Raw genomic sequence first — 24,231 nt, 5'->3', positions numbered from 1 at the left:
AGATGGTTTGATGTAGTCAGCGCAGGCTGAAATAGACCAGGTGCTGGCAATGGTTTCATGTGCGGGAAGACTTTTTGGATACTAAAGGACAGCCAGTTTTGGTTGGCGTGGTTGAATGCCTGCCGTGCTAGGCCCCTAGGGAAGGTCTAGTAGTATTCCTCTATGAATGAGTGTTGAATTGTTTTCCTTGATTTCTTGCTGATGTCGGAATCGATCTATGAATAAGCCACTTGTTAGTTTTTATATGACAGTGAGGAATGGTCTTCCCTACCTTCATGAGGCCGTCGATAGCATAAGGAATCAAACATATGAAAACTGGGAAGCCGTTATTGTTGATGACGGATCTACTGATCAAACGTTAGCGTACTTGAGGGAGGTCGAGTCCCAGGACGACAGATTCAGAATTTTTGCCGGCCAAGGCTGTGGTCGAGGCAAGGCCTTGAACATGGCCCTAAAAAATGCGCGAGGCCTGTATGTGGCAAATCTGGATGCGGATGACCTGTCGCACCCTCAGCGTCTCGAGATGCAAGCCGAGATAATATCAGTCACCGAATGCAGGTTCCTGTGCGCGGGCACAGATATCATCAACGATGATGTTGCTGCCAAGTGGACACCTTTCTCATCACCCTTTCATCATGATGTGACCGATGTGTCATCGTTGTTGATGAAGAGTAATCCCGTTAGTCATATCAGCATGTTTTGCCGTCGTGATGATATTTTGTCCGTGGGAGGTTATAGTGAAACAAGAAAGTCACAGCTGGACTATGAGTTGTGGTTCAGACTTGTGATGAATGGAGTCAAGCTCTATAGAACGAGCTACCCACTGGCTGCAAAAAGAATACATGCCCGACAGTCATTTGAAAACAAGAATCGCATAAAGTATCTCTTTTCAAGCGTGCTTCTCCAGAAAAGAATCATTTCAGAACTCCGGGGCGGGAATATATATTATCTTTATCTTTTTATGCGATTGATTTATGGGTTGTTGCCGCAGGGTGTACGTATGCATCTTAGGCAGTAGTGCGATAAGGATAGTGACGATCGTTTGTAAAAGCAGAAGGGAGTTCTTGCTGAAGGGGGATGGTATGATTGTTTTAATACTGTTTGTTCTCGTTGTCGCGGGAGCCTTGAGTCCCGTTTATATGTTCCCCAGCGGTAACCCACAGCCCACTGACTATGTGTTCATGATGTTGGTAGGTATCGTTTATTTTCACTCTATTGCTACGGCAAGAGGGTTACCATTGTTCAAGCTTCCCCTGTCATGGGCGGGGTTAGTGGTCTGGATTATATTTCATTGCGCTGCTTATTCCTTGGTTCTGCAGTCATCAGATTTCAGCAGGACTATCATGTTTTGGACTTATAATGCTGCGGTAGGTTCATGCGTCATATATTTGATCGGATGTGGTGAGCAGTGCAAGAGATATATCGAATACTCTATCTGCTTGGGTCTGGTGGTTTCTGGCGTGGGAGTGGTTGTGTCACTAGGGGATGGCGGACGTACAACGGGATTTTTCAATAACCCTAATCAGCTCGCATTCTTTTCCTTGCTGGGTATTTCTTCTTTATTGGTCCTTGGCAGGATGAGCGTTTCGCTTAAGCCGATGACAGTGTTGGCAGTGCTGTCGGGCATCGCTGGCATATTTTCTTCTGCCTCATTAGCTGCTATTTCCGGTTTCTGTCTCGTGGTGGTGGGATATTTGGCTGCCAATTTTCAGCCCAAGAAAATGTTTCGAGTATTAGCCGTTGTCTTTGTTTTGGCTGCCGTTTCCTTTATTGCTGATGATAAAGCCATAATGGACATCTATGATAATGTCCATAATCGCACCCAAGTGGTTGACGGAAAGTTTGGGTCAATTAGCGAAGAAAGAAATTATGATCGTATCCTAGCCTTTCCGGAATATACGATTCTTGGAGCGGGTGAAGGCCATCTTGAGCGCTTTTATCCCCACGACAAGCTTGAAATTCACTCCAGTTTTGGCACTTTGCTTTTTTCATACGGAATACCTGGTATTACGCTGTTTGTTGTTCTTCTTTATTCTGTCTTGAAAAATGCACCACTTCCCGTATGGATCGTGACCGCAGGACCTCTGGTTTACTCCCTAACCCATATGGGGCTACGAACAACGATGTTCTGGTTTTTTATAGCGATTATTTGGTCCGAGTACAAGGGTAGTAAGGACAGTAAAGTGGCAGCACGCCTGTTGCGCGGGTTTTAGTTGTTCTTTCCCTGCCTGGTTTAAAACGCGTGAGCTGTCGATAGTGAAAGCTCGATCTGTTTGTTAAATCTCCGAATTTCCTTCCTGGTGAGTCGTTTCATGTTGCAAGAGAATATTTTTGATGGTGCTGAGTTTGAAAGATGGGCATACATGGAAGGTCTGAGTGATAGGGAGAAGTTTTTAATAGAGAAATATTTAAGTAAAGAGGGTGCGACACTAGAAGCCGGGACTGGTGCTGGGCGCATCTTGATTGAGATGAAACGATTAGGCTTCGATGATCTTCATGGCTTTGACTTGTCAGGCAGGATGATAGGCTTGGCAAAAGGAAGAGTTGCGGCGCAAGGCATACAGTTTAAAGTGCAGGATGCGTCCAAGCTCGACTATGAAGATTCGAGCTTTGACCAGGCCTTATATTTACAGCAGGTGCTTTGCTTTATAGATCATGAAAAAGATAGATGCTCTGCTTTTCGAGAAGCATATAGAGTGGTGTCAAAAGGTGGTGTGGTTATATTTTCCTTTCTCTGCTTTGATGGACGCTTCGAAAGACTTTCATATCGTGCCTTTCTTGTTTATATCAACTTCTTGAGGCGCGTAAAACGATGCAGAAGGTCTTTGCAGTCCCTTCCCTGGATAAAAAACAACAAGAAACTGAATTTCAAGGTGCTGATAGATAGAGGGCCGTATAACTATTGGTTCAGGTCTGATGAGGTTGTTGATCTTTTGCGTTCCATCGGGTTCGACGTTATCTTTGTTTGTTCTGATAGAGATGCTGCCGCTGATGTTTCTGAATCCTCTCTGTCAGCTTTAAAGAAGAGTCATGCTCTTTATGTTGTATGCAGAAAATAAATGTCTTCGTGTCTTGTGAAACGCGAGATGTCCTTGAGGATAAGATATGAGTTTAGGGATGTAGCGTGAATGTGCTCGTGTTGTAAGTTTTATATGTTGTTGTACGTCTTCTGGTTTTTCTGTTTTTGCCTTGGCCAAGGATGCCGAAGCCTGTATTCCTTTTAACGAGGAGAAGTAGCAGACGATGAAACGATTCCTGATGATTGCTAGTTTCCCAGACTCTCTGATCAGTTTTCGTGGTCGATTACTAGAAGACTTGCAGAGTAGTGGTTGGGAGGTGCATGTAGCATCTCCTGATGTCGGGTTGGATAGTCGGATAAGAACGTCTCTGGAGGCCAAGGGTATCGTGGTTCATGCCATTCCCATGCAACGCACTGGGCTTAATCCCTTCGCGGACTTCCGCACGGTCGCAAGCTTGTATCGGCTGATGCAATGGATTGCGCCTGATATGGTGCTGGGGTATACCATCAAGCCAGTTATCTATGGAACGCTAACGGCGTGGCTGGCCAAGGTGCCAAAGCGGTACGTGATGATTACTGGGCTAGGTTACGCCTTCACCAGCCTTGACGAGCCTGGGGGCAAGTGTCGGCGCCCCTGGTTGTCGTGGTTGGTCAAGAAACTTTATGGTTGGTCTCTTGCCCGAAGCCATCGAGTATTCTTCCAGAATAATGATGATCTGACTCTCTTGCGGGAACTCGAGGTGCTTTCTCCGAGGACACCCTATCAGGTGGTTAATGGCTCAGGTATCGATATCGATGAGTATGCTGTTACTCCCCCTCCGAGGGACTCAGTACGTTTTCTGTTGATTGCGCGTCTGCTTGGCAACAAGGGGGTGAGGGAATACGTTCAAGCTGCACGTCTTGTAAAGCGTCGCTACCCGCATGTGGTCTTCAGCTTGGTGGGCTGGCTCGATGATAACCCCGATTCGATTAGCCGCCAGGAACTCGATCGATGGATAGATGCAGGTGACATCGAGTTTCTCGGCCGTCTGGAAGACGTGAGATCAGCCATTGCCGAGTGCAGTGTGTATGTACTTCCTTCCTATCGGGAAGGAACTCCGCGTACTGTTCTTGAAGCCATGGCCATGGGCAGGGCTGTGATTACCTCAGATGCGCCGGGCTGCCGAGAAACGGTCGTCGATGGTGACAACGGATTTCTGGTGCCTGTGCGCGATGTCATGTCGCTGGCCGATACCATGCTGCGCTATATCCATGATCCTGATCTCGTCGGAGCTCACGGGGAGAGATCAAGATGGAAAGCCGTCGAAAAGTATGATGTGAACAAGGTGAATGAGGCTTTAATGACGGGTATGGGAATACCCCATGTGATGCGGACATCCTCGAATACGATGTATAGAGACTTTGTACTCGGTAGCCAAGCCACACGTTCGCAGTAATTCATAAATATTCTTGTTTTTCATGATGTTTCCACGCTGAGCCAATGTGCTCCTGGTGAGCATGTTTGCTGAGTAACTTTTCTCGACAATCGTCGGGCCATGGAGTGAAGAGTTCCCATTTTCTTGCTGCTTTATTCATCGGAGGGGGAGAATGAACGAATTACCTAACCGTGGCAGCGACTATGCCTCCTATCTTCAGAGAGCTGGCGAAAAAATTTTCTGTCATGACGGCGTGTACTGGCATCTTTATCAGGGTTTCTTGATGCCGGCCTACCTTCCACATGCGACTCCAGAAATTGACCGAGCTCAGGCTCGAGAGGCCATCAGAATTGCCGGTGTTCCCTTTGCGCGCTGGAATCGTGGTTTTCACATGAAGGATGAGTCGGATTGGTGGTACGTGGTTCGATACGCTCCGTATTCCTTGCAGCAATGTAGTCGCAGCACCCGTAGCAAGGTTCGACGCGGCTTGAAGAAGCTAGTCGCGCGACCAGTCTCTCTCACCGAGATGGCGGCACAGGGCTACGGTGTTTGTCAGGCGGCAGTTACTCGACATGAAATGACTGGCTATCTCCCTAGTCCGGCAACCTTCGATGAAAGGCTGCTAGCGGCCGAGGAGTGTGTGGGTACCGTGGAATATGTCGGTGTCTTTTTCGACGAAAAACTTGTGGGTTTCTCCGAAAACCATATCCAGGATGGAGGCGTTTTCTGGGAAAATATTTGGTATCACCCAGACTATATGAGCTTGTATTCAAGCTATGTGCTTGTTCACTACATGTTGGAGTATTACCTGAGTGATAGAGGGTTTCATTACGTATCGGATGGCTGTCGATCTATCTATCATCAGACAGGTGTGCAGGACTTTCTGATGGACAGGTTTGGTTTCGAGAAAGCCTACTCTCAGCTCGAGGTGGTATATTCACCGCGATTCTTTTTCATGCTGTCTCTTGTTTATCCTTTTTTTCGCCTTTTTGAGTGGCATCGTCTAGGCAATGCCGGGTTACTGCTCAAGGTGCGGGCGATCTTGCTTCAAGAGCGGATACGCCGTAATGCCTTGTAGTGTCAAATGTCTGGTTTTAAACATGTAGTTCCATGCTTGTAATGCCAAGGTTGCTGTCCAGCTGTACCTCAGGGCTTGCCGACATGAAAATTGACAAGATAAGGGTGTATCAGAAACGGTGCTTCGATATAGTGTTATCGAGCTTCGGTTTGCTTGTTGTGGGATGGCTGATTGTGGTGGCCTACTTGATGGCAAGCTGGGATACCCGAAGTCATGGCATATTCAAACAGAAGCGCGTCGGTCGCAATGGGCATGTTTTCATGCTTTACAAGATCAAGACGATGAAAAATGATAGTGTCTCAACGTCTACTGTTACGACGTCACGAGATCCTCGTATCACTCGCGTGGGACGTCTGCTTCGCAAGACCAAGGTCGATGAGTTGCCACAGCTATGGAATGTGCTGAAGGGTGACATGAGTTTCGTGGGCCCACGACCGGACGTGCCCGGTTTTGCCGATAGGCTGACGGGCACTCAGTCGATCGTGCTGAGTGTGCGTCCTGGCATTACTGGGCCGGCGACCTTGAAGTATCGAGACGAAGAAAACCTGCTGGCTGCTCAGGATAACCCCGAGCGATATAACCGCGATGTCATCTATCCTGAGAAAGTCAGGCTCAATGTGGAGTATGTCAATAACTGGACGTTTTGGGGAGACCTGAAACTTATCTGCAGAACCCTAGTGGGTTAATGAAATGCTCTCACGCAAGAGGTCGCCATGTCGATATCCGATTTTTCTCCCTGGCCTGCTTTCACCGGCGAGGAGGCCGAGGTCGTCAGCCAGGTGTTGCTCTCCAACAGGGTAAACTATTGGACCGGAGAAGAGGGTCGACACTTCGAACGCGAGTTTGCCAAATTCGCCGGTACGCGCTATGCGGTGGCCGTTTCCAATGGCACCACGGCCTTGGATCTCGCCTTCCGGGGGCTGGGCATAGGTCCGGGCGATGAGGTCATCGTGACCCCACGAACCTTCATGGCCTCTGTTTCTACCATTGTCACGGCAGGGGCCACCCCCGTGTTTGCGGATGTGGATCGAGACTCCCAGAACATCAGCGCCGCTACCGTGGCGCCCCTGATCACGTCACGTACCCGGGCGATCGTTGCCGTTCATCTGGCGGGATGGCCATGTGAAATGGGCGATCTCATGGCGCTGGCCGACGCTCACGGACTGGCGGTGGTGGAGGACTGTGCCCAGGCCCATGGGGCTACCTGGCATGGGCGCAGTGTAGGGGGCATCGGTCACGTTGGCGCCTGGTCGTTCTGTCAGGACAAGATCATGACCACCGGTGGTGAAGGCGGCATGGTCACTACCAGCGACGAGGCACTGTGGCGGAAGATGTGGTCCTACAAGGATCATGGCAAGAGCTGGGAGGCCGTGTACGATCGTGAGCATCCGCCAGGATTTCGGTGGCTGCACGATAGTTTCGGTACCAACTGGCGTCTGACCGAGATGCAATCGGCGATTGGACGCCTCCAGCTACGGCGCATGCCGGAGTGGACTCGTCGCCGGCGCGCGAATAGGGAGCGTATCCTGGAGGTTGCGCGTCGCTGTCCTGGACTACGTGCCCCCCAGCCCCCCGCGCATCTCGGTCACGCCGCTTACAAGGCCTATGTGTTTCTCGAGCCTTCGGCGCTCCGTGACGACTGGGATCGTGAACGGATCATCGACGACATCCAGTCGCATGGCGTGCCATGCCTTGCAGGCTCTTGTTCGGAGGTTTATCGAGAGCATGCCTTCGAAGGCACCGGATGGCGTCCGCCTCGACCGCTGCCGGTGGCTCAGGAGCTCGGACAAACCAGCCTGATGTTTCTCGTTCATCCGACCCTTGGCGACAAGGAGATCGCGCTGACCTGCGATGTCCTGGAGGAGACGATGGAGAAGGCGACTGCCTGATACGTTGTTCCAGTGGAACATGCGCCCGGCCGAGGTGTCTCGCCGGGCGTTTGTTGTGAGCAAGGGTGTCAGGGAAGGGGCGTTCAAAGCCGCAAGTCGGCCTCGCCGTTGTCGAGCAGGTACTTCAAGTCATAAAGCACGTGTTGCGGTTTTCCCCAGGCGCGGATGCGCTCAATGCCGACATCGCGGAATTCGTTGTGGGCTACTGCCAGTATCACCGCATCATAGGCCCCTTGCTGGGGGTAGTCTATCGGGCGAATATCGTAGGCCTGGAGGGCTTCGTCGCGGTCGACATGGGGGTCAAATACGTCGACGGTGACGTTATAGTCCGCCAGTTCGTGAATGATGTCGGTGACTCGGGTGTTACGCAGGTCGGGACAGTTCTCCTTGAACGTCAGACCCATCATCAGCACCCGCGCGCCCTGGACGTGAATGCGCTGCTTGACCATCTGCTTGACGAGCTGTCCGGCCACGTAGGCGCCCATGCCATCGTTGATCCGCCGACCCGAGAGAATGACCTCCGGGTGGTAACCCACCTGCTGAGCCTTGTGGGTCAGATAGTAGGGGTCGACGCCGATACAGTGGCCACCCACAAGGCCCGGGCGAAAGGGCAGGAAATTCCATTTGGTCCCCGCTGCCAGCAGCACCTCTTCGGTATCGATCTGCAGGCGATTGAAGATCATTGCCAGCTCATTGATCAGTGCGATATTGACGTCGCGCTGGGTGTTCTCGATGACCTTGGCGGCTTCGGCGACCCGAATCGAGCTGGCACGGAAGGTCCCGGCGGTGATGACCGAAGCATAGAGGGCATCAACGAATGCCGCGATATCGGGGGTCGAGCCCGAGGTGACTTTCCGGATCGAGTCGACACGATGTTCTCTGTCACCAGGGTTGATGCGTTCGGGGCTGTAGCCCGCGAAGAAATCGATATTGTAAGCAAGTCCCGACACGCGCTCGATGACGGGTATGCAAACTTCTTCGGTTGCTCCGGGGTAGACCGTCGATTCATAGATTACCACGTCGCCGGGTCGTACTACTTTACCCAGTGTCTCACTAGCCCTGATCAACGGTACCAGGTCCGGGCAACGTTGGTTATCGATGGGCGTTGGCACCGTAACGATATAGACGTTGCTGTCGTGAAGCGCCTGGCTCTCGCAGGAAAACGTCAGGTTCTCCGCCTGGCGGAGCTCAGCGGTTTCGACCTCCCGGGTCGCGTCAACGCCTTCGTTGAGTTGGGCGATACGCTTTGCGTTGATATCGAAACCCATCGTCGGGTAGCGCTTGCCAAATGCGACGGCCAAGGGGAGTCCGACATATCCCAAGCCAATGACAGCGACCCGGGTATCGCCCAGTGATATTGTCATGTTCACTAATTGATCTCCTGGAATAAGTCGTTGATTTTTTGATTGGCACTGGGTGATGGCGTTGAGAGAAGTTAACGATCTTACGATCTTTGCCGAGTCATTGATCAGGAAAATAAGACATTATATTATGTTGAAATAAATATCTTGAGACGCATGATCTGTTACGATTCTCGAGGTATATGTATTGAATGTCGATGTTTAAGAGGACTGTGTTCTGCGTGATTAATGTTTCGTTTATATATGTTTTTTTTATTTCTTGCCTTGTTATATCTGCTATTGTTATGTAGTGTAAATTTGTCAGGTGGTATGTTAAGTAATGTTATTAACAATAATTTATGGTTCAGCTATTACAAGGTGATTTTTGTCATTATTGGGAGGTGAATTTCTGATAATTCGTGTGTCGAATGATGAAATTTCTGGAGTGGGCAAGTAGGAGTTTTCTCCTGCGAAATGATAAGACTTATTCCATGGGATCGCTCACTGGATGAAGGAAGTGGGCGCAGCCGGGCAAGAGAAGGTGTGGCCCGTCTGCGTAGAGGCGAGTCAGAGGTGGGTCTCATTGGCAATCGACTCCCATGTCGGCGCATGGGGTGATATATCGAATAACGCGGTAGAGGCAGGGGACATCATCATGAAGCTCTTGATTACCGGCATGGCAGGTTTCATCGGCTATTCGCTGGCCCGGCGACTTTCCGGCCAGGGCCACCATATCGTGGGAGTCGATAACCTCAACGATTACTACGATGTGTCACTGAAAGAGGCTCGCTTGGCCCAGCTGGCGGGGTGTGATGACATCAGTTTCGTCAAGCTCGATCTCGCGAGCCGAGATGACATGGCCTCGCTGTTCGAACGCTACCGCTTCGACAGGGTCGTGCACCTGGCGGCCCAGGCGGGCGTGCGCTATTCGCTGGACAACCCCCACGCCTACGTGGATGCCAATCTGGTAGGGCACCTCAATGTCCTCGAGGGATGCCGTCATCATGGCGTGGATCATCTCGTGTATGCGTCGTCCAGCTCTGTCTACGGCATGAATTCTCGCACCCCGTTCTCCACCCACGACAGCGTGGATCATCCCGTCAGCCTTTACGCCGCCACCAAGAAGGCCAACGAGCTGATGTCGCACACCTATTCCCATCTCTATGGGCTGCCTACCACCGGGCTACGTTTCTTCACCGTGTATGGCCCCTGGGGGCGACCGGATATGGCGCTGTTCAAGTTCACCAAGGCAATTCTCGAGGGGAAGCCCATCGAGATCTACAACCACGGCGACATGTCCCGGGACTTCACCTACATCGACGATATTGTCGAAGGCATCGTGCGCCTGCTCGAGGTGATTCCTCAGCCTGACGATGCGTGGGATCCGGCAGTAGGAACGCCTGACAGCAGTCGCGCGCCCTATGCCATCTACAACATCGGCCATGGCAGCCCCGTTGGCTTGATGGACTTCGTTCGTGCGATCGAGGTGGCTGTCGGGCGTCCAGCCGAGTGCCAATACCTGCCCATGCAGCCGGGCGATGTGCCGCGAACCTACGCCGATACCCGGGCGCTTTTCGATGTCACCGGCTTTGCCCCACAGGTTCGCGTCGAAGAGGGCATACGGCGATTCGTCGCCTGGTATCGCGACTATCACGGCGTGTAATGGGTGGCATTGGAGGAATGTGCCTCGAGTCATGATGTCATTCAGAACATGGCAGAGCATCAGCGGGTGGCTGGTGGGGGCCTTCGCGGCCTGCTTGATCGTCGTGCCCTGGGGGTATGCCGTGGTGCCCCTGGTGGCATCGGGCGTGGCGGCGGTGTCGATTCCCTCTATAGGTCACCGCTGGCGATACCTGGATCATGAGGATGCGCTGTGGTGCTTGGCGTTGCTGGCCTATGCGGCGCTCTGGCTGTGGGACGTGCAGCGCACGGGCGTATGGCCCGTGGGCGAGGGAGATCAGGGGGTCGGGCTGCCGCTCTGGCCGCTCCTGGCCGCGGGGTTACTGATCTGGCTGCGCTGCGTCGGGCCTTCGCCGCGTCAGTGGTGGCTGGGCATCGCCGCCGGTGCCTTGGCCGCTGGTGGAATCGCGCTGTTCGAATGCCTGGTGCTCAGGTATTCCAGGGCCAGTAACGGCATGAATGCCATTCCCTTTGGCAACATTGCCTTGCTGCTGGGGTGTCTCTCGCTGTTGGCGGCCCTCTGGTCGTGGTCGCGCCGTCGCCGAGCGTCCCGCCGCCATGTCCAGACGCCTCGCTGGGAGAGGCTGGCGCTAGTCGCCGCGCTGGGGGGCTTCCTGGCCTCGCTGCTCTCCGGTACTCGTGGTGGCTGGATCGCCTTGCCGCTGCTGTTGGGGCTTTGCTATCTGGCCTGGCGGCGGCTGCCCGTGGGCACGGTTCGTCCCGCGACGCCTTGGCGTCGGTTTGCCGTGATCATGGGCCTGTTGATGATGATGGTCTTGACGGCAATGCCGATCAGCGGCGTCACCTCGCGACTCGAGCGTGCGGTGGAGGATTTCCAGGCGTACCAGCAGGGTGAGGAGCGGGATGGGTCGGTGGGGCTTCGCCTGGAGATGTGGCGAGCCGGCTATCGGCTGTTCCTCGAGCGCCCCCTGAGCGGTTGGGGCGAAGGGCGGCTCGAGGCGGCCCGTGATGCCATGGTGGCGCGAGGCGACCTGCATCCGGGGGTCAGTGTCTTTGATCAACTGCACAGCGACACCGTCGACACGGCCGCCCGACGAGGGCTGCTGGGGCTGGTGGTTCTGGGTCTGTTCTATGGCGTGCCGCTGTGGCTGTTCTATCGCCGACTAGGTCACGAGGAGGTCGGCGTGCGGATCCTGGCCGTGGCCGGGCTGTTGATTCCTGTCGCCTTCCTCGAGTTTGGCCTGACCCAGTCCATGCTGCGGGACGTGCGAGGTTTGAGCGGTTACATGGGGCTGAGCATTGGCTGCTGGGCCGTGATGCGTCGGGAGGAATGGGTCGCACGACGCCGCCAGCGTCGGTTGGCTCGTGCACAGGCACTGGGAGCGGTACGCGCCGATGAGTGACTGCGTGGAGGGTTTGCCGCAGCGAGGCCATCGGAGAGCGTCAACGGGACGAGGCCGGTGACGTTGCAAGACCGATGGCCCACCTTGGCACCTGTCGGATGAGCGTGATTCGGGGCTAGTGCGGTGGATCCGGAAACGCATCGCGAAGACACGGCGAGGAGGCCGGTTCCCGGTCGCTGGCATCCTCTGCTTCCAGCGCCTTGAGCAGCGCCTCTTGCAGGATGGGCAAATGGGATGACTCAAGGTCTCGAACGGCCGAGAGCAGGGTCAGTCGGCCTTCGCGCGCCCGGCGCATCAGCGGCAGCAGGCAGTCGGGCTGGTCGCGCAGCTCACCGCGGTAGCGCACCGCGAAGACCGCGGCGCTGATCTCCCCTAGATGATACTGACGGCGCAGGGCCGGCGAGGGAGAGGCGTCGCGATACCAGTCCGCCAGTTGCAGCGACTCGCGACGCTTGCCCCGTGGCCACAGGCGATCGACCAGCACGCGGGCACCATCCTCGGGCTCAGGGGCCTGATAGATTCGTTTGAGGACGATGTCGTAGCTCATGCGTCGGTCTCCTCGGCCAGGGCCTTGCGCTCCTCGCGAGCCCGAGGCTGCCAGGGGCCTGGGAGGGCGGCGGCACGTTCCAGGGCGCGACGGGCGGTGTCGCTATCGCCGGTTCGACCGGCGACGATGCCCAGGTTGAGCCACGCCGGGGCGAGCGTGGGCGCTGCCGTCACGGCGGCTCGGAACGCCTGCTTGGCACCCTGGGCGTCGCCGTTGGCGTAGCGCGCATTGCCCAACGCAAACTGCACCATGGCAGCGTCGGGATGGCGCTGGGCCAGGGCTCGCCAGGCGGGAAGAGCCGCCGCGCTGCCCTGCACCGACTCGAAGTCGGTAATGGCCCGCAGGTTGGCATCGACATCCTCGTCGACCGGTAACTGGCCGGGTGGCAAGGCGACGAAGGCCCAGCGGCCGCTGCGTGCCCAGGTGGCGTCGAAGCGGCCGAAGTCGACGGACCGTTCGGGGGTCATTCCGGTATGCAGCACGATGTCATCGGCCGGCAGGTCATAGCCGATGGCGACGGCATAGTGCCACTGCGGCCAGATCGGCAGCGAGAGATTCTGCATCACCACCACAGGCCGCCCGGCGGCGAGTTCGTCGAGCAGGCCCGGGAAGCCGGTCTCCAGCCGGAAGGGAATCAGGCCATGGCGGCGCACCGTGGCCAGCATCTCGGGCTGTACGCTGCCATCGCGTCCGGGCAGGAAGACCTGGGGAATCAGTGCATCCACTGCGGTGTCACGGCCGGCAGCCTCGAGCACCATGGCGAGCGCTGCGGGCCCGCACTGGTAGTCGCGCTGGCCATGGAAGGGCACGTCGCCGACGGTGGCCCGAGTAGGCAACGCCTGGCGGGTGGCAGGTGACAGCTGCGGCGTCGTGGCGCAGCCTGCCAGCAGCAGTAGGCTCATCACCAGCGCAAGAACGCCCGCAGTGCGGGCGTTCTTGCGTCCGGTCGGCCGGAACAGGTCGGTCATGCGTGACCTCCCGGCTCAGCGGGTGAAGGGATAGACGTCGGTGAGGCCGAGGATATCGGTCACCAGCAGGATGATGAAGACCGCGAACAGGGCGCCGACCACGCCAGCGCCAGCGGGCATCTGGTCGAGGCGGTCGGCCATCTGGCGGGCCTCGGCGTCGGACAGGGCGGCCACGCGTTCTTCGACCTGGGCAGGAGAGACCCCTTGGAGGAGCAGCTGTTGCTGGACATCCTCGCGGGCCAGGACGCGACGAATCTTGTCACGATCCTGCTGGCTGGCCTGGGCATCCAGCACCGTGGCGGTGCCGATCAGCCCCTGGTCGGCGCTGGGTGTCGCAGCGACCACTGGCAGGCTGCCGAGAATCAGGGCCAGGATCAAGAGCGGGCTGAGGAGTCGGGTGAGTCGCTTCATGATGGATTTCCTTGTGTATCGGGATGGTCCGGCTCGAGTCCGCTCCGCATGCACTTCCTTGCGTCATGCCGGCGGCGATGCTCCGACAGTATAGGGGATAAGTGCCCGTCATTTCACGATTGTGCGTTGATTTCCAAACGCTTGTGAAAATGGGGCGCCGCTGAAGCGCGGGCATTCGAGCGCGGCTTGCCGACTGGGCGGCGACGGTGCCGACGCCGGCCTCAGCCGACCTTGTAGGAGTGCGCTGACTCGGCGAGCAGGCCGCGGCCGCCGGCCAGGGTCAAGGCCAGATCGTGGAGGCCTTCCCAAAGCGGGATCGCGCTTGCTCCCTTGATTGCCAGGTCCAGCCGCTGGGCGAACAGCAACAGCTTGTGCAGGCGTTTCATGGGCAGGCGGCCGAGAGCCTGCTGGTAGGCTGGACGGCGCTTGTCGAAAATGGGCGGCTTCTGTGCCTTGCAGGCGTGCTCGAGGCTCTGTCCCTGGTCGAGATGCTGGTGCAGTGATAGCAGCAGGCGCAGTTCGCGGGTCAGCGCCCACAGCACGATAGGGGCCTCCACGCCTTCGCCGCGCAGCCCGGCGAGGATCCGCGAGACCCGAGCTCGCTCGCCCTTCAGGCAGGCGTCCGTCAGCGTGAAGACGTCGTAGCGGGCGCTGTCCTCCACCCCGCCGGCGATCTGCTGGGGCGAGATGCGCGCCCCGGGCGGTGACATCAGCGCCAGCTTCTGCAACTCCTGGTCGGCGGCCAGCAGGTTGCCCTCGGTGCGCTCGCCGAGCAGCCGGGCGGCGTCCAGGTCCATGGAGAGGCCATGGCGTCCGGCGCAGTCGCGCAGCCAGAAGTGCAGCCGCGATGCATCCACCGGCCACACCGGCACGAACAGCCCGGCCTTGTCGAGGGCCTTGAACCAGGCGCTCTTCTGCTCGCGGTAGTCGAGCTTGCCCGCGGCGACCAGCAGCACATTGTCGCTGCCCGCCATGCCTTCGGCATACTCGCGCAGCGCCTTGGCGCCCTCCTGGCCGGGCTTGCCGTTGCCCAGGCGCAGCTCGATCAGCTTGCGCGAGGCGAACAGCGACAGGCTGGCGGCGGCCTCGGTCAGTCGTCCCCAGGCGAAGTTGGCCTCGACGTGGAGCACTTCGCGCTCTTCGATGCCCGCCGTACGTGCCGCGGTGCGCACGGCGTCGCAGGCTTCCATGTGCTGCAGCGGCTCGTCGCCGGCGACGATCACCACCGACGGCAGGGCCTTGGCCAGTGCCGGTTCGAGCTTGTCGGGAAAGATCTTCACGTCGACCTCAGGCCGGAGGCAGGGCGCGCAGGCGATCCATCAGCCGGCGCACGGCGTCGCGACGCAGGCGTTCGGACGCCGCTTCACGCAGGTCGTCGCTGGCCAGCAGGTTGTCGTCGCTGACCGTGAAGCGTTCGCTGACCTCGACGACCTGCTGATCCAGGCGGTAGGCGCCATCGGCTCGGCGCTGCACCGAGAAGGGCACGCGCAGGGTCAACTCGCGCTCCTGGCTGCCCGAATCGAGCACGCCGAGGCGACGCTCATCGATGCGCTCGGCACCGAGGTTGAGCACCAGCGGTGCGTCGTCACGGACGGCCACTCCGGCGGAGGCGAGGCGCTCGGCGGCGAGTCGCGCGAAGGCATCGTCGGTGCCGGCGATGGCCAGCGCCTTCAGGCCCATGGCGGGTTGGTCGAGGCCGCGCAGCCGGAAGCCGCAGCCGCTCAGCATGAGGCCGGCGGCGCCGGCCAGGGTGAAGCGCACAAAGTCACGCCGTTGCATCTTGGCTCTCTCCTTGGCCGGCGGCCGGCTCAGCCGACCACGATGTTGACCAGCTTGCCCGGGACCACGATCACCTTGCGTACCGTCTTGCCCTCGACGTGGCGCTGGACGTTCTCGGCGGCCATGGCCTGGGCCTCGATGGCGGCCTTGTCGGCATCGGCCGGGACGTCGAGGCGGGCACGCAGCTTGCCGTTGACCTGCACCACCAGTTCGATGGTGTCACGGGCCAGCGCGGACTCGTCGAGCGCCGGCCAGGCGGCGTCGATGGCCGGCCCGTCGTGGCCGAGCTCGGCCCACAGGGCGTGGCTGGCGTGCGGAGTGATCGGGGCCAGCAGCAGCACGCAGGCCTCGACGGCCTCGCGGGCCACGGCCAGGCCGAGCGGGCTGGTATCGTCGCTGTCGTTCTGGAAGCGGCCGAGCGCGTTGGTCAGCTCCATCACCGCGGCAATGGCGGTGTTGAAGGTGGTGCGCCGGCCGATGTCGTCGCTGGCCTTCTTGATGGTTTCGTGGGTCTTGCGACGAAGTTCGCGCTGATCGTCGTTGAGGAGGGCGACGTCGAGCTCGCCCGGCGTGCCGGCCTCGACATGCTCGGCGACCATCCGCCACAGGCGCTTGAGGAAGCGGTGGGCGCCCTCGACGCCGGCGTCGGACCACTCGAGGGACTGCTCGGGCGGCGCGGCAAACATCATGAACAGCCGCACGGTGTCGGCACCGAAGCGGTCGATCATTGCCTGGGGATCGACGCCGTTGTTCTTGGACTTGGACATCTTCTCGATGCCGCCCATTTCCACCGGCGCTCCGTCCTCCTCGAGCACGGCGCTCAGCGGCCGGCCCTTGTCGTCGCGCTTGACGGTGACGTCGGCCGGGTTGAACCACTCCTTGCCGCCGTTTTCCTCAGGGCGGTAGAAGGTCTCGGCGATCACCATGCCCTGGGTCAGCAGGCGCTGGAACGGCTCGTCGGACTCGACCAGGCCGAAGTCGCGCATCAGCTTGTGGAAGAAGCGCGCGTAGAGCAGGTGCAGGATGGCGTGCTCGATGCCGCCGATGTAGAGGTCGACCGGCAGCCAGTAGTTGGCGCGCTCGTCGAGCATGGCCTCCGGGTTGTCGGCGCAGGCGAAGCGCGCGTAGTACCAGGAGGACTCCATGAAGGTGTCGAAGGTGTCGGTCTCGCGCACCCAGCCGTCGCCGAGGTCGGAGAACTCGGGCATCTTCTTGAGCGGTGAGCCGGAGGCGTCGACGGTGACCTCCAGCGGCAGGGCCACCGGCAGCTCGTCGTCGGTGAGCGGCACGGTCTGGCCTTCGGGGCCGTACTTGACCGGGATCGGCGCGCCCCAGTAGCGCTGGCGGGCCACGCCCCAGTCGCGCAGGCGGAAGTTGGTCTTGACCTCGCCGTGGCCCTGCTCGGCCAGGCGAGCGGCGATGGCATCGAAGGCCGCCTGGAAGTCGAGGCCGTTGAACTCGCCGGAGTTGATCAGCGTGCCGTGCTCGTCATGGGCGCCCTGGCTCACGTCCGGCGCCTGGCCGTTCTCGCCGGCGATCACCGGCTCGATGGGCAGCTCGTACTTGGTCGCGAACTCCCAGTCGCGCTGGTCGTGGGCGGGCACCGCCATCACCGCGCCGGTACCGAACTCCATGAGCACGAAGTTGGCCACGTAGACCGGCACGCGACGCCCGGTGAGCGGGTGAACGGCCTGGTAGCCGGTGGCCATGCCCTTCTTTTCCCTGGTGGCGAGCTCGGCCTCGGAGGTGCCGCCGTGGGCGCACTCCTCGAGGAAAGCAGCCAGTTCGGGATTGCCCTCGGCGGCGGCCTGGGCCAGCGGATGGCCGGCGGCCACGGCGACGTAGGTCACGCCCATCAGGGTATCGGGGCGGGTGGTATAGACGCGCAGCGGCTCGAGCGCGTTGTCCTCATGGTCGGCGACGTCGAAGGCCAGCTCGACGCCCCGGGACTTGCCGATCCAGTTGCGCTGCATGGTCTTGACCTGCTCGGGCCAGTCGACCTTGTCCAGATCCGCCAGCAGCTCATCGGCGTAGTCGGTGATCTTGAGGAACCACAACGGGATTTCCTTGCGCTCGACCGGGGCGCCGGAGCGCCAGCCGCAGCCGTCGATCACCTGCTCGTTGGCCAGCACGGTCTGGTCGACCGGATCCCAGTTGACCGTGGACATCTTCTTGTAGACCAGGCCCTTTTCGACGAGCTTGGTGAAGAACCACTGCTCCCAGCGGTAGTAGTCGACGTCGCAGGTGGCGAATTCGCGGTCCCAGTCGTAGGCGAAGCCGAGCGCCTTGAGCTGGCGGCGCATGTAGTCGATGTTCTGATAGGTCCACTCGCCCGGCGGCACCTGGTTCTTGATGGCCGCGTTCTCGGCCGGCATGCCGAAGGCGTCCCAGCCCATCGGCTGCAGCACGTTCTTGCCCTGCATGCGCTGGAAGCGAGAGACCACGTCGCCGATGGTGTAGTTGCGCACATGCCCCATGTGCAGCTTGCCGCTGGGGTAGGGGAACATCGACAGGCAGTAGTATTTCTCGCGGCTGGCGTCTTCCACTGCCTTGAAGCAGGCGTTCTTCTCCCAGTATTGCTGGGCGTCGCGTTCGATCTCTTGGGGCTGGTATTGTGCGTCCATCGCTGTCTTCGGGTACCTTGCTAGTCGAGCGCGGCGCGCGTGGCGCGGCGCATGTCAGCGGGCCTTGTCCGGCGTCAGGGTCAGCCCCGTTAGCTGGGGGAAGCCATTGATTCGCCGACGGCATATCGTCTAAATGGGAGAACCTCTGGGGCGCAAGGATACCCCAGCACGGCCGGCGCCGGCTATGGTGGCGGCGTCGTGACCCCGACGCGGACAGGACACGGACAGGAGAACAGCGATGAGCGACCAACCGCACAAGCCCCATGAGGACCATCGCCTCAAGGATGCCTACGAACGCGTGCTCGAGCGCCTCAAGGAGGGCGCCGGCGAGCTGAACCGGGAGTCGCTGCAGAAGGAGCTCGACGAGGCGATCGAGTTCGAGTCGGACGTCGAGAATTTCACCCGCGACGAACTCTCGCTGCTGCGCGCCTGGGTCGATCGCGATCTCAAGGAGATGCGTCGCTACCTGAATGCCGGCGGACACAGCGTGGCCCACTGGCTCGGCGTCGATCTGTCGGTGCTGTCGCGGCGAGTGGTGGAGTCGCTGCTGTCGATCGCCGATCGAGGCCTGATCGAGCGGGAGCGGCTCGAGGACGACCTCGAGGCCTCGCGAGCGGACTATACCGCCGGCGAGATCGCCGCCCCGGGTCGCATGGCCTGCACCCACTGCGATGCGGTGGTCGAGCTCGGCGAGGTGGCCCGCCTCGAACCTTGCCACAAGTGCGGCCACCGCTACTTCGTGCGCGCGCCGCTGGACTGATGCCCGTCACGATCTTGAGAGGGCGCTCCTGGTGGGGGCGCTCTTCAGAGCGCGCGGGCGGTGCCCCAAGGTATCACCCCCTCGCGCAGCCAGCTGGTTCGGCGGACCGTGTGCTCCCACGAAAACCAGTTCGGTGGCACTGGACCGGCAGAAGGTCTGCGCTCCCACGAACCCCTGCTCGGTGGCCCCCGAACCACCGGAGAGTGTCCTGTAGAGCATGATCGAGCCGGCTCAGCCGGCCAGCCAGGCGATCATTCCCACCACCAGCGCTGCCATCACCAGCGCGTAGCGCAGATTCTCGCGCATCATCAGGCCGCCGCTGACGCCATAGCGCCCCTGCAGCGACAGGTTGATCCCCGACAGCGGTCCCACGCTGGTGCCCACCGCCCAGGCCGCCAGGGCGACGAAGGCGAACAGCGTCTGCTCCGAGGGGGCAAGGTCGAGCACCGAGGCCAGCACCGAGACGCCGATGATCGGGTGCAGCCCGGCCACCGCGCTGACCACGATCGCCAGGAAGCTCATGATGGCCTCGCCCGTGGCGAACTGCTCGAACAGTGTCCAGCCGCCTTCGGTTGCGGCGTCGGCGAGCGTCGAGAGGCCCTGGGTCAGCAGCCCCGCGCACAGGAACAGCGAGATTTCGCCGCGCATCGCGGGTAGCCGGATCAAGGTGTGCTGGCGCAGGCGGCCGGCGGTCCAGTGCAGGCCGCGGGGCAGGTTGGTTGCCAATGCTGCGCCTGGCATCAGGAAGGTGATGATGGCGACGATCGACAGCCCCGGCGTCAGGCCGAAGTGAAAGCCCATCACCAGCATGGCCATGATCACCGGCAGCAGCAGGCTCCTCGGCGCCATCGAGAAGCCGGCGGTGTCGGTCAGATCGAAGCGCCGCGGCAGCTCGATCAGCGTCATCAGCCCCGCACACAATGCCAGCGGCAGGCCGTGGGCCAGCACGGTGGCGTAGTCCATGCCCGGCGCCAGGGTGATCACGATGCCCATGGAGGCGAAGAAGGGCGACCACAGCGCGGCGCTGGACAGTCCACGGTTGAGCGCCAGCAACTGGGGCGTGGTCAGCGGCGCTCGGCGTGCCAGGCGGTCGCCGACCATGAATACCGTCGACAGGTTGAGGATGGTGCCGAGCAGGTGCACGCCGAGCCAGGTGCCAGCGAGGCCGCGCCGTCCGGTGACCGGCGGACCGGTCGGGCGTGATGGGCCGCGCCGATTGCCGATCAGACCGATGAAGCTGACGCCTACCAGCATGGCGACTACCTGGGTGTTGGCGTCCAGCATGTCTGCCCAGTCCACTCGGGCATCATAGAAGAAGGCCGCGAACAGCAGCAGGCCGATGCCGATGCCCGCCAGCAGTCCCGCCTGGCGGCGGTTGCGCCTCGGCAGGTCGGGCCACAGCAGGGCGGTGCCCAGCCACAGGGCTGGTCCGGTCAGCGCCCCGGCCTCGGGCAGCCAGGCCAGGCTCGCGATCCGTGACAGCAGGCCGACGAAGATCGCCAGGCCGGCGAGGGCGTGGCGAGGCGCGACCACGGGGGAGGCCGCATCGGCAGACTGGGAGGGCATGGCGTGGACCCCTGGCAAGCGGCGGATGGATATGCGACGAAAACATAGCATCCTAAGCAGATTGCCGGTCGGCCTCAAGTCGGTGGCCAGCGCGCAGGCGTGATGGTCCCAGGAGGCTCGCGGGGCGTGGCGGGGCCCTGTGCCAGCACTCCCTGCGCTCGAGCAGGCGTTCGGCATCGGCCCAAGAGACACATGGGCACCGCGTCAACTCCCGCGTGAGCCATCCAGACGGGGGTGAGGCCTGCACTGGTCCGTCGGGAATGGGGCTGGCCGCCAGCTTCGCTCGCCACCTTGGGTTCGGGCCTAGGCCGTCCATTGGCTGGCGGCGTCATCCCGGGCCTCCTCGAGCAGCTCGAGCATGGCTCGGGCGGCATTGGAGCGCGTTCGGTTGCGGTGCACCAGGTAACCCAACGGGCGCTGGATCGGCGGATGATCCACCTCGAGCACGTGTAGTTCGCCGGCCGCGAGGCCTTCCGGCAGCAGGCTCCAGCCCAGGCCGATGGCGGTCATCATCTTCAGCGTCTCGAGGTAGTTGGTAGAAAGCGTGACCGGCAGGCGCAGGCCGGCGGCGGCGAATCGCGCTTCTATCAGACCGCGAGTGAAGGTCAGCGGCCCCGGCAGCACGGCGTCGAAGTCGCACAGCTCGTACAGGGCCAGCGGGCCGCGTGAGGCCAGGGGGTGATCGGGGGCACAGACGAAGCACAGCCGGTCAATCCATACCGGCACTACCTGGAGCTGGGCATCGGGATGCGGGGCCAGGGTGGCCACGGCGATTTCCAGCGTGCCGTCGAGCACGCCCTGGTAGGCCTGTTCCGAGTCCTCGAAGCGCAGGTCGAGCCGCACCTCAGGATGCTGGCGGGTATAGTCCTTGAGCAGCGGCGGCAGCCGGTGCAGGCCGATATGATGGCTGGTGGACAGCGTCAGGCTACCGCCTACCTCGCCGCTCAGGTTGCCCAGCGCGCGGCGGCTGTCGTCCACCATCACCAGGATCTGCCGGGCGCGTGGCAGCAGCAGGCGGCCGGCCTCGGTCAGCGTCACTCGGCGGCCGATGCGGTCGAAAAGCCGCGCGCCGACCTGATCCTCCAGCACCGCGATGCGCTTGCTCACCGCCGGCTGGGTGAGATGCAGCTGCTCGCCGGCGCGAGAGAAGCTGCCGCCGTCGGCCACGGCGAGGAAGGCCTGCAGGCTCTGGGTATCCATTCGGGCTCCAGCGTTGTGGGCGTAGGAGAGACTCTATATTCCTTTATGGAATCCTTTGAATAAATAACATGAATTGCTTTTATGTGCGCGCCGCGGGACACTCCTGCAAAAGCGCCAAGCGCCAAGCGCCAAGCGCCAAGCGCCAAGCGCCAAGCGCCAAGCGCCAAGCGCCAAGCGCCAAGCGCCAAGCGCCAAGCGCCAAAAGACGAACAGACCGACCGGACACGCACAGGGCCCCAGCGCCCGGGAGAACGAGATGGCAGGCCAGACCCTCTACGACAAGCTGTGGTCGCAGCACCTGGTGAAGGAGCGCGATGACGGCACCGCGCTGATCTACATCGATCGCCAACTGCTTCACGAAGTGACCTCGCCCCAGGCCTTCGAGGGCCTGCGCCTGGCGCACCGTCGTCCGTGGCGGATCGACGCCAACCTGGCGACGCCGGACCATAACGTGCCGACCACCCTCAAGGAGCGTGCCGCGGGCAACGCCGGCATCGAGGACCCGGTGTCGCGGATCCAGGTCCAGACCCTCGATGACAACTGCAACGAGTTCGGTATCGAGGAGTTCCGCATCAACGACCCGCGTCAGGGCATCGTGCACGTGGTCGGCCCGGAGCAGGGCGCGACCCTGCCCGGCATGACCGTGGTCTGTGGCGACTCCCACACCGCCACCCACGGCGCCTTCGCCGCGCTGGCCCACGGCATCGGCACCTCCGAGGTCGAGCACGTGCTGGCCACCCAATGCCTGCTGGCCCAGAAGATGAAGAACATGCAGGTGCGCGTGGAAGGCGAGCTCGGCGTCGGCGTCACCGCCAAGGACGTCGTGCTGGCCATCATCGGTGAGATCGGCACCGCCGGTGGCACCGGCTATGCCATCGAGTTCGCCGGCAGCGCCATCCGCGAGCTGTCCATGGAAGGCCGCATGACGGTCTGCAACATGGCCATCGAGGCGGGCGCCCGGGTTGGCCTGATCGCCGTGGATGACACCACCATCGACTACTTGAAGGGGCGCCACTACGCGCCCAGCGCCGAGCAGTGGGAGGCCGCGGTGGCCGACTGGCGTGGCCTGGTGTCCGACGAAGGCGCCGCCTTCGACAAGGTGGTGACCCTGAACGCCGCGGACATCGAGCCGCAGGTCAGCTGGGGCACCAGCCCCGAGATGGTCACCGGGATTGGTGGCGAAGTGCCGGATCCGGCCGAGGCCGCAGACGATACCGCGCGGACCGGCATCAGCCGCGCGCTCGAGTACATGGGGCTCTCGCCCAAGCAGAAGATTACCGATATCCGCCTCGACAAGGTGTTCATCGGCTCCTGCACCAACTCGCGCATCGAGGACCTGCGCGAGGCCGCCAGGGTGGCGCGCGGCAAGAAGGTCGCCGATTCCATCAAGCTGGCCATGGTGGTGCCGGGCTCGGGCCTGGTGAAGCAGCAGGCCGAGGCGGAAGGGCTCGACGCGATCTTCCGCGAGGCGGGCTTCGAATGGCGCGAGCCGGGCTGCTCCATGTGTCTGGCGATGAACGCCGACAAGCTCGGTGCCGGCGAGCACTGCGCCTCGACCTCCAATCGCAATTTCGAGGGTCGCCAGGGCTACGGCGGGCGCACCCACCTGGTCAGCCCGGCCATGGCCGCCGCCGCCGCCATCGCCGGCCACTTCGTCGACGTGCGCGCCGTCGGTGGCGACGGCGCCGCCAACGACGACACCCAGCAGCAGGAGGCCTGAGCCATGCAGAAATTCGAACGCCTCGACGGCCTGGTCGCGCCGCTGGACCGTGCCAACGTCGATACCGATCTGATCATTCCCAAGCAGTTTCTGAAGTCGATCAAGCGTACCGGCTTCGGCGTCAACCTGTTCGACGAGCTGCGTTACCTCGACGAGGGGCAGCCGGGCCAGGACTGCTCGCAGCGTCCGCTCAATCACGACTTCGTGCTCAACCAGCCGCGCTATCAGGGCGCCAGCGTGCTGCTGGCGCGTCAGAACTTCGGCTGCGGCAGCTCCCGCGAGCATGCGCCCTGGGCGCTGGCCGACTTCGGCTTCCGGGTGGTGATCGCGCCGAGCTTCGCCGACATCTTCTACAACAACGCCTTCAAGAACGGCATCCTGCTGATCACGCTCCCCGAGCGTGTCGTCGACCGGCTGTTCGCCGAGGTCGAGGCCGCCGAGGGCTACCGCCTCGACGTGGATCTCGAGGCCCAGCGCGTCACCACGCCGTCCGGAGAGATCCTCGACTTCGAGGTGGATGCGTTCCGCAAGCACTGCCTGCTCGAAGGCCTCGACGATATCGGCATCACGCTGCAGAACGAGGACGCCATCCGCGCCTTCGAAGAAAAGCATCGTGCCGCGCGGCCCTGGCTGTTTCGGGAAGCCTGACCCGGCTTCGCCGGGAGCCGGAAGAGCGCCCGCTTCGCGGGCTTGAGCTGGAAGCTTGAAGAGCGGCGCTTCGCGCCTGGAAGCTTGAAGAAAAACCTTTGACGCTATTTCTGGTGGCAATATGCTGCTTTCCAGCTTCCAGCTTCCAGCTTCCAGCTTCCAGCTTCCAGCTTCCAGCTTCCAGCTTCCAGCTTCCAGCTTCCAGCTTCCAGCTTCCAGCTTC

The 24,231-nt window shown here is 60.8% G+C and carries 21 protein-coding genes; 12 read left to right on the top strand and 9 right to left on the bottom strand.

The features are described from left to right. Positions 1-217 precede the first annotated feature (217 nt). The 7 genes from FHR96_RS04510 to FHR96_RS04480 all read left to right on the top strand — a co-directional run bounded on the left by FHR96_RS04510 (position 218) and on the right by FHR96_RS04480 (position 7,401). A complete protein-coding gene (locus tag FHR96_RS04510) occupies positions 218-1,018 on the top strand; it encodes a glycosyltransferase family 2 protein (RefSeq protein WP_183386480.1) in 801 nt (266 codons plus the stop codon). A gap of 46 nt (positions 1,019-1,064) precedes the next feature. Further along, positions 1,065-2,213, top strand: coding sequence for a hypothetical protein (locus tag FHR96_RS04505; protein WP_183386479.1), 1,149 nt, complete (start codon positions 1,065-1,067; stop codon positions 2,211-2,213). Between the two features lie 99 nt (positions 2,214-2,312). After that, complete coding sequence (locus tag FHR96_RS04500) at positions 2,313-3,059, top strand: class I SAM-dependent methyltransferase (protein ID WP_183386477.1); 747 nt, start codon at positions 2,313-2,315, stop codon at positions 3,057-3,059. 184 nt (positions 3,060-3,243) lie between these two features. Next, positions 3,244-4,455, top strand: coding sequence for a glycosyltransferase family 4 protein (locus FHR96_RS04495; protein WP_183386476.1), 1,212 nt, complete (start codon positions 3,244-3,246; stop codon positions 4,453-4,455). A 151-nt stretch (positions 4,456-4,606) separates the two neighbouring features. Further along, positions 4,607-5,512 (top strand): GNAT family N-acetyltransferase, encoded by a 906-nt coding sequence (locus FHR96_RS04490; RefSeq protein ID WP_183386475.1) that lies wholly within the window; start codon positions 4,607-4,609, stop codon positions 5,510-5,512. Between the two features lie 83 nt (positions 5,513-5,595). Further along, positions 5,596-6,198, top strand: a complete 603-nt coding sequence (locus FHR96_RS04485; RefSeq protein WP_183386474.1) for a sugar transferase — start codon at positions 5,596-5,598, stop codon at positions 6,196-6,198. Between the two features lie 27 nt (positions 6,199-6,225). After that, positions 6,226-7,401, top strand: a complete 1,176-nt coding sequence (locus FHR96_RS04480) for a DegT/DnrJ/EryC1/StrS family aminotransferase (RefSeq protein ID WP_183386473.1) — start codon at positions 6,226-6,228, stop codon at positions 7,399-7,401. 83 nt (positions 7,402-7,484) lie between these two features. On the opposite strand, the gene tviB is transcribed toward FHR96_RS04480, so the two are convergent. Then, complete coding sequence (gene tviB, locus FHR96_RS04475; protein WP_183386472.1) at positions 7,485-8,765, bottom strand: Vi polysaccharide biosynthesis UDP-N-acetylglucosamine C-6 dehydrogenase TviB; 1,281 nt, start codon at positions 8,763-8,765, stop codon at positions 7,485-7,487. A gap of 631 nt (positions 8,766-9,396) precedes the next feature. Between tviB and FHR96_RS04470 the strand changes: the two genes are divergently transcribed. Beyond that, positions 9,397-10,404 carry an NAD-dependent epimerase gene (locus FHR96_RS04470; RefSeq protein ID WP_183386692.1) on the top strand — a complete coding sequence of 336 codons (1,008 nt, stop codon included), beginning with the start codon at positions 9,397-9,399 and terminating at the stop codon, positions 10,402-10,404. Between the two features lie 31 nt (positions 10,405-10,435). Next, the gene (locus tag FHR96_RS04465) at positions 10,436-11,785 is read left to right on the top strand and encodes an O-antigen ligase family protein (protein WP_183386471.1); all 1,350 of its coding nucleotides are present in this window, start codon (positions 10,436-10,438) and stop codon (positions 11,783-11,785) included. A gap of 115 nt (positions 11,786-11,900) precedes the next feature. On the opposite strand, the gene FHR96_RS04460 is transcribed toward FHR96_RS04465, so the two are convergent. The 6 genes from FHR96_RS04460 to leuS form a co-directional block, all read right to left on the bottom strand. Then, on the bottom strand, positions 11,901-12,332 hold the full coding sequence (locus FHR96_RS04460) for a DUF488 domain-containing protein (RefSeq protein WP_183386470.1): 432 nt from the start codon (positions 12,330-12,332) through the stop codon (positions 11,901-11,903). Continuing rightward, entirely contained in the window at positions 12,329-13,300 is a 972-nt protein-coding gene (locus FHR96_RS04455; RefSeq protein WP_183386469.1) for a PA2778 family cysteine peptidase, read from the bottom strand. The genes FHR96_RS04460 and FHR96_RS04455 overlap by 4 nt, the downstream gene beginning before the upstream one ends. Positions 13,301-13,315: 15 nt before the next feature. Beyond that, positions 13,316-13,711 carry a PA2779 family protein gene (locus tag FHR96_RS04450; RefSeq protein WP_183386468.1) on the bottom strand — a complete coding sequence of 132 codons (396 nt, stop codon included), beginning with the start codon at positions 13,709-13,711 and terminating at the stop codon, positions 13,316-13,318. 221 nt (positions 13,712-13,932) lie between these two features. Further along, positions 13,933-14,991 (bottom strand): DNA polymerase III subunit delta, encoded by a 1,059-nt coding sequence (holA, locus tag FHR96_RS04445; protein WP_183386466.1) that lies wholly within the window; start codon positions 14,989-14,991, stop codon positions 13,933-13,935. A 7-nt stretch (positions 14,992-14,998) separates the two neighbouring features. Then, a complete protein-coding gene (locus tag FHR96_RS04440) occupies positions 14,999-15,490 on the bottom strand; it encodes an LPS-assembly lipoprotein LptE (RefSeq protein WP_183386465.1) in 492 nt (163 codons plus the stop codon). A gap of 29 nt (positions 15,491-15,519) precedes the next feature. Further along, the gene (gene leuS / locus FHR96_RS04435) at positions 15,520-18,114 is read right to left on the bottom strand and encodes a leucine--tRNA ligase (protein WP_183386464.1); all 2,595 of its coding nucleotides are present in this window, start codon (positions 18,112-18,114) and stop codon (positions 15,520-15,522) included. A gap of 238 nt (positions 18,115-18,352) precedes the next feature. Between leuS and FHR96_RS04430 the strand changes: the two genes are divergently transcribed. Beyond that, complete coding sequence (locus FHR96_RS04430) at positions 18,353-18,874, top strand: zinc ribbon-containing protein (RefSeq protein WP_183386463.1); 522 nt, start codon at positions 18,353-18,355, stop codon at positions 18,872-18,874. A 231-nt stretch (positions 18,875-19,105) separates the two neighbouring features. On the opposite strand, the gene FHR96_RS04425 is transcribed toward FHR96_RS04430, so the two are convergent. After that, positions 19,106-20,440, bottom strand: coding sequence for a hypothetical protein (locus tag FHR96_RS04425; protein WP_183386462.1), 1,335 nt, complete (start codon positions 20,438-20,440; stop codon positions 19,106-19,108). A 303-nt stretch (positions 20,441-20,743) separates the two neighbouring features. Next, positions 20,744-21,640, bottom strand: coding sequence for a LysR family transcriptional regulator (locus FHR96_RS04420; RefSeq protein WP_183386461.1), 897 nt, complete (start codon positions 21,638-21,640; stop codon positions 20,744-20,746). 256 nt (positions 21,641-21,896) lie between these two features. On the opposite strand from FHR96_RS04420, the gene leuC reads away from it, so the two are divergent. Together leuC and leuD are read left to right on the top strand one after the other, a co-directional pair. Then, a complete protein-coding gene (gene leuC, locus FHR96_RS04415; protein ID WP_183386460.1) occupies positions 21,897-23,360 on the top strand; it encodes a 3-isopropylmalate dehydratase large subunit in 1,464 nt (487 codons plus the stop codon). Between the two features lie 3 nt (positions 23,361-23,363). Then, positions 23,364-24,008: a 3-isopropylmalate dehydratase small subunit gene (gene leuD / locus FHR96_RS04410; protein ID WP_183386459.1), complete on the top strand. Its 645-nt coding sequence runs from the start codon at positions 23,364-23,366 to the stop codon at positions 24,006-24,008. The last annotated feature ends 223 nt before the right edge of the window (positions 24,009-24,231 follow it).

This window comes from Halomonas organivorans, from assembly GCF_014192055.1.
GTDB classification, from domain to species: domain Bacteria; phylum Pseudomonadota; class Gammaproteobacteria; order Pseudomonadales; family Halomonadaceae; genus Halomonas; species Halomonas organivorans.
Note: the sequence above shows the minus strand (reverse complement) of the source record. Positions and strands in the feature narration are given on the sequence as shown.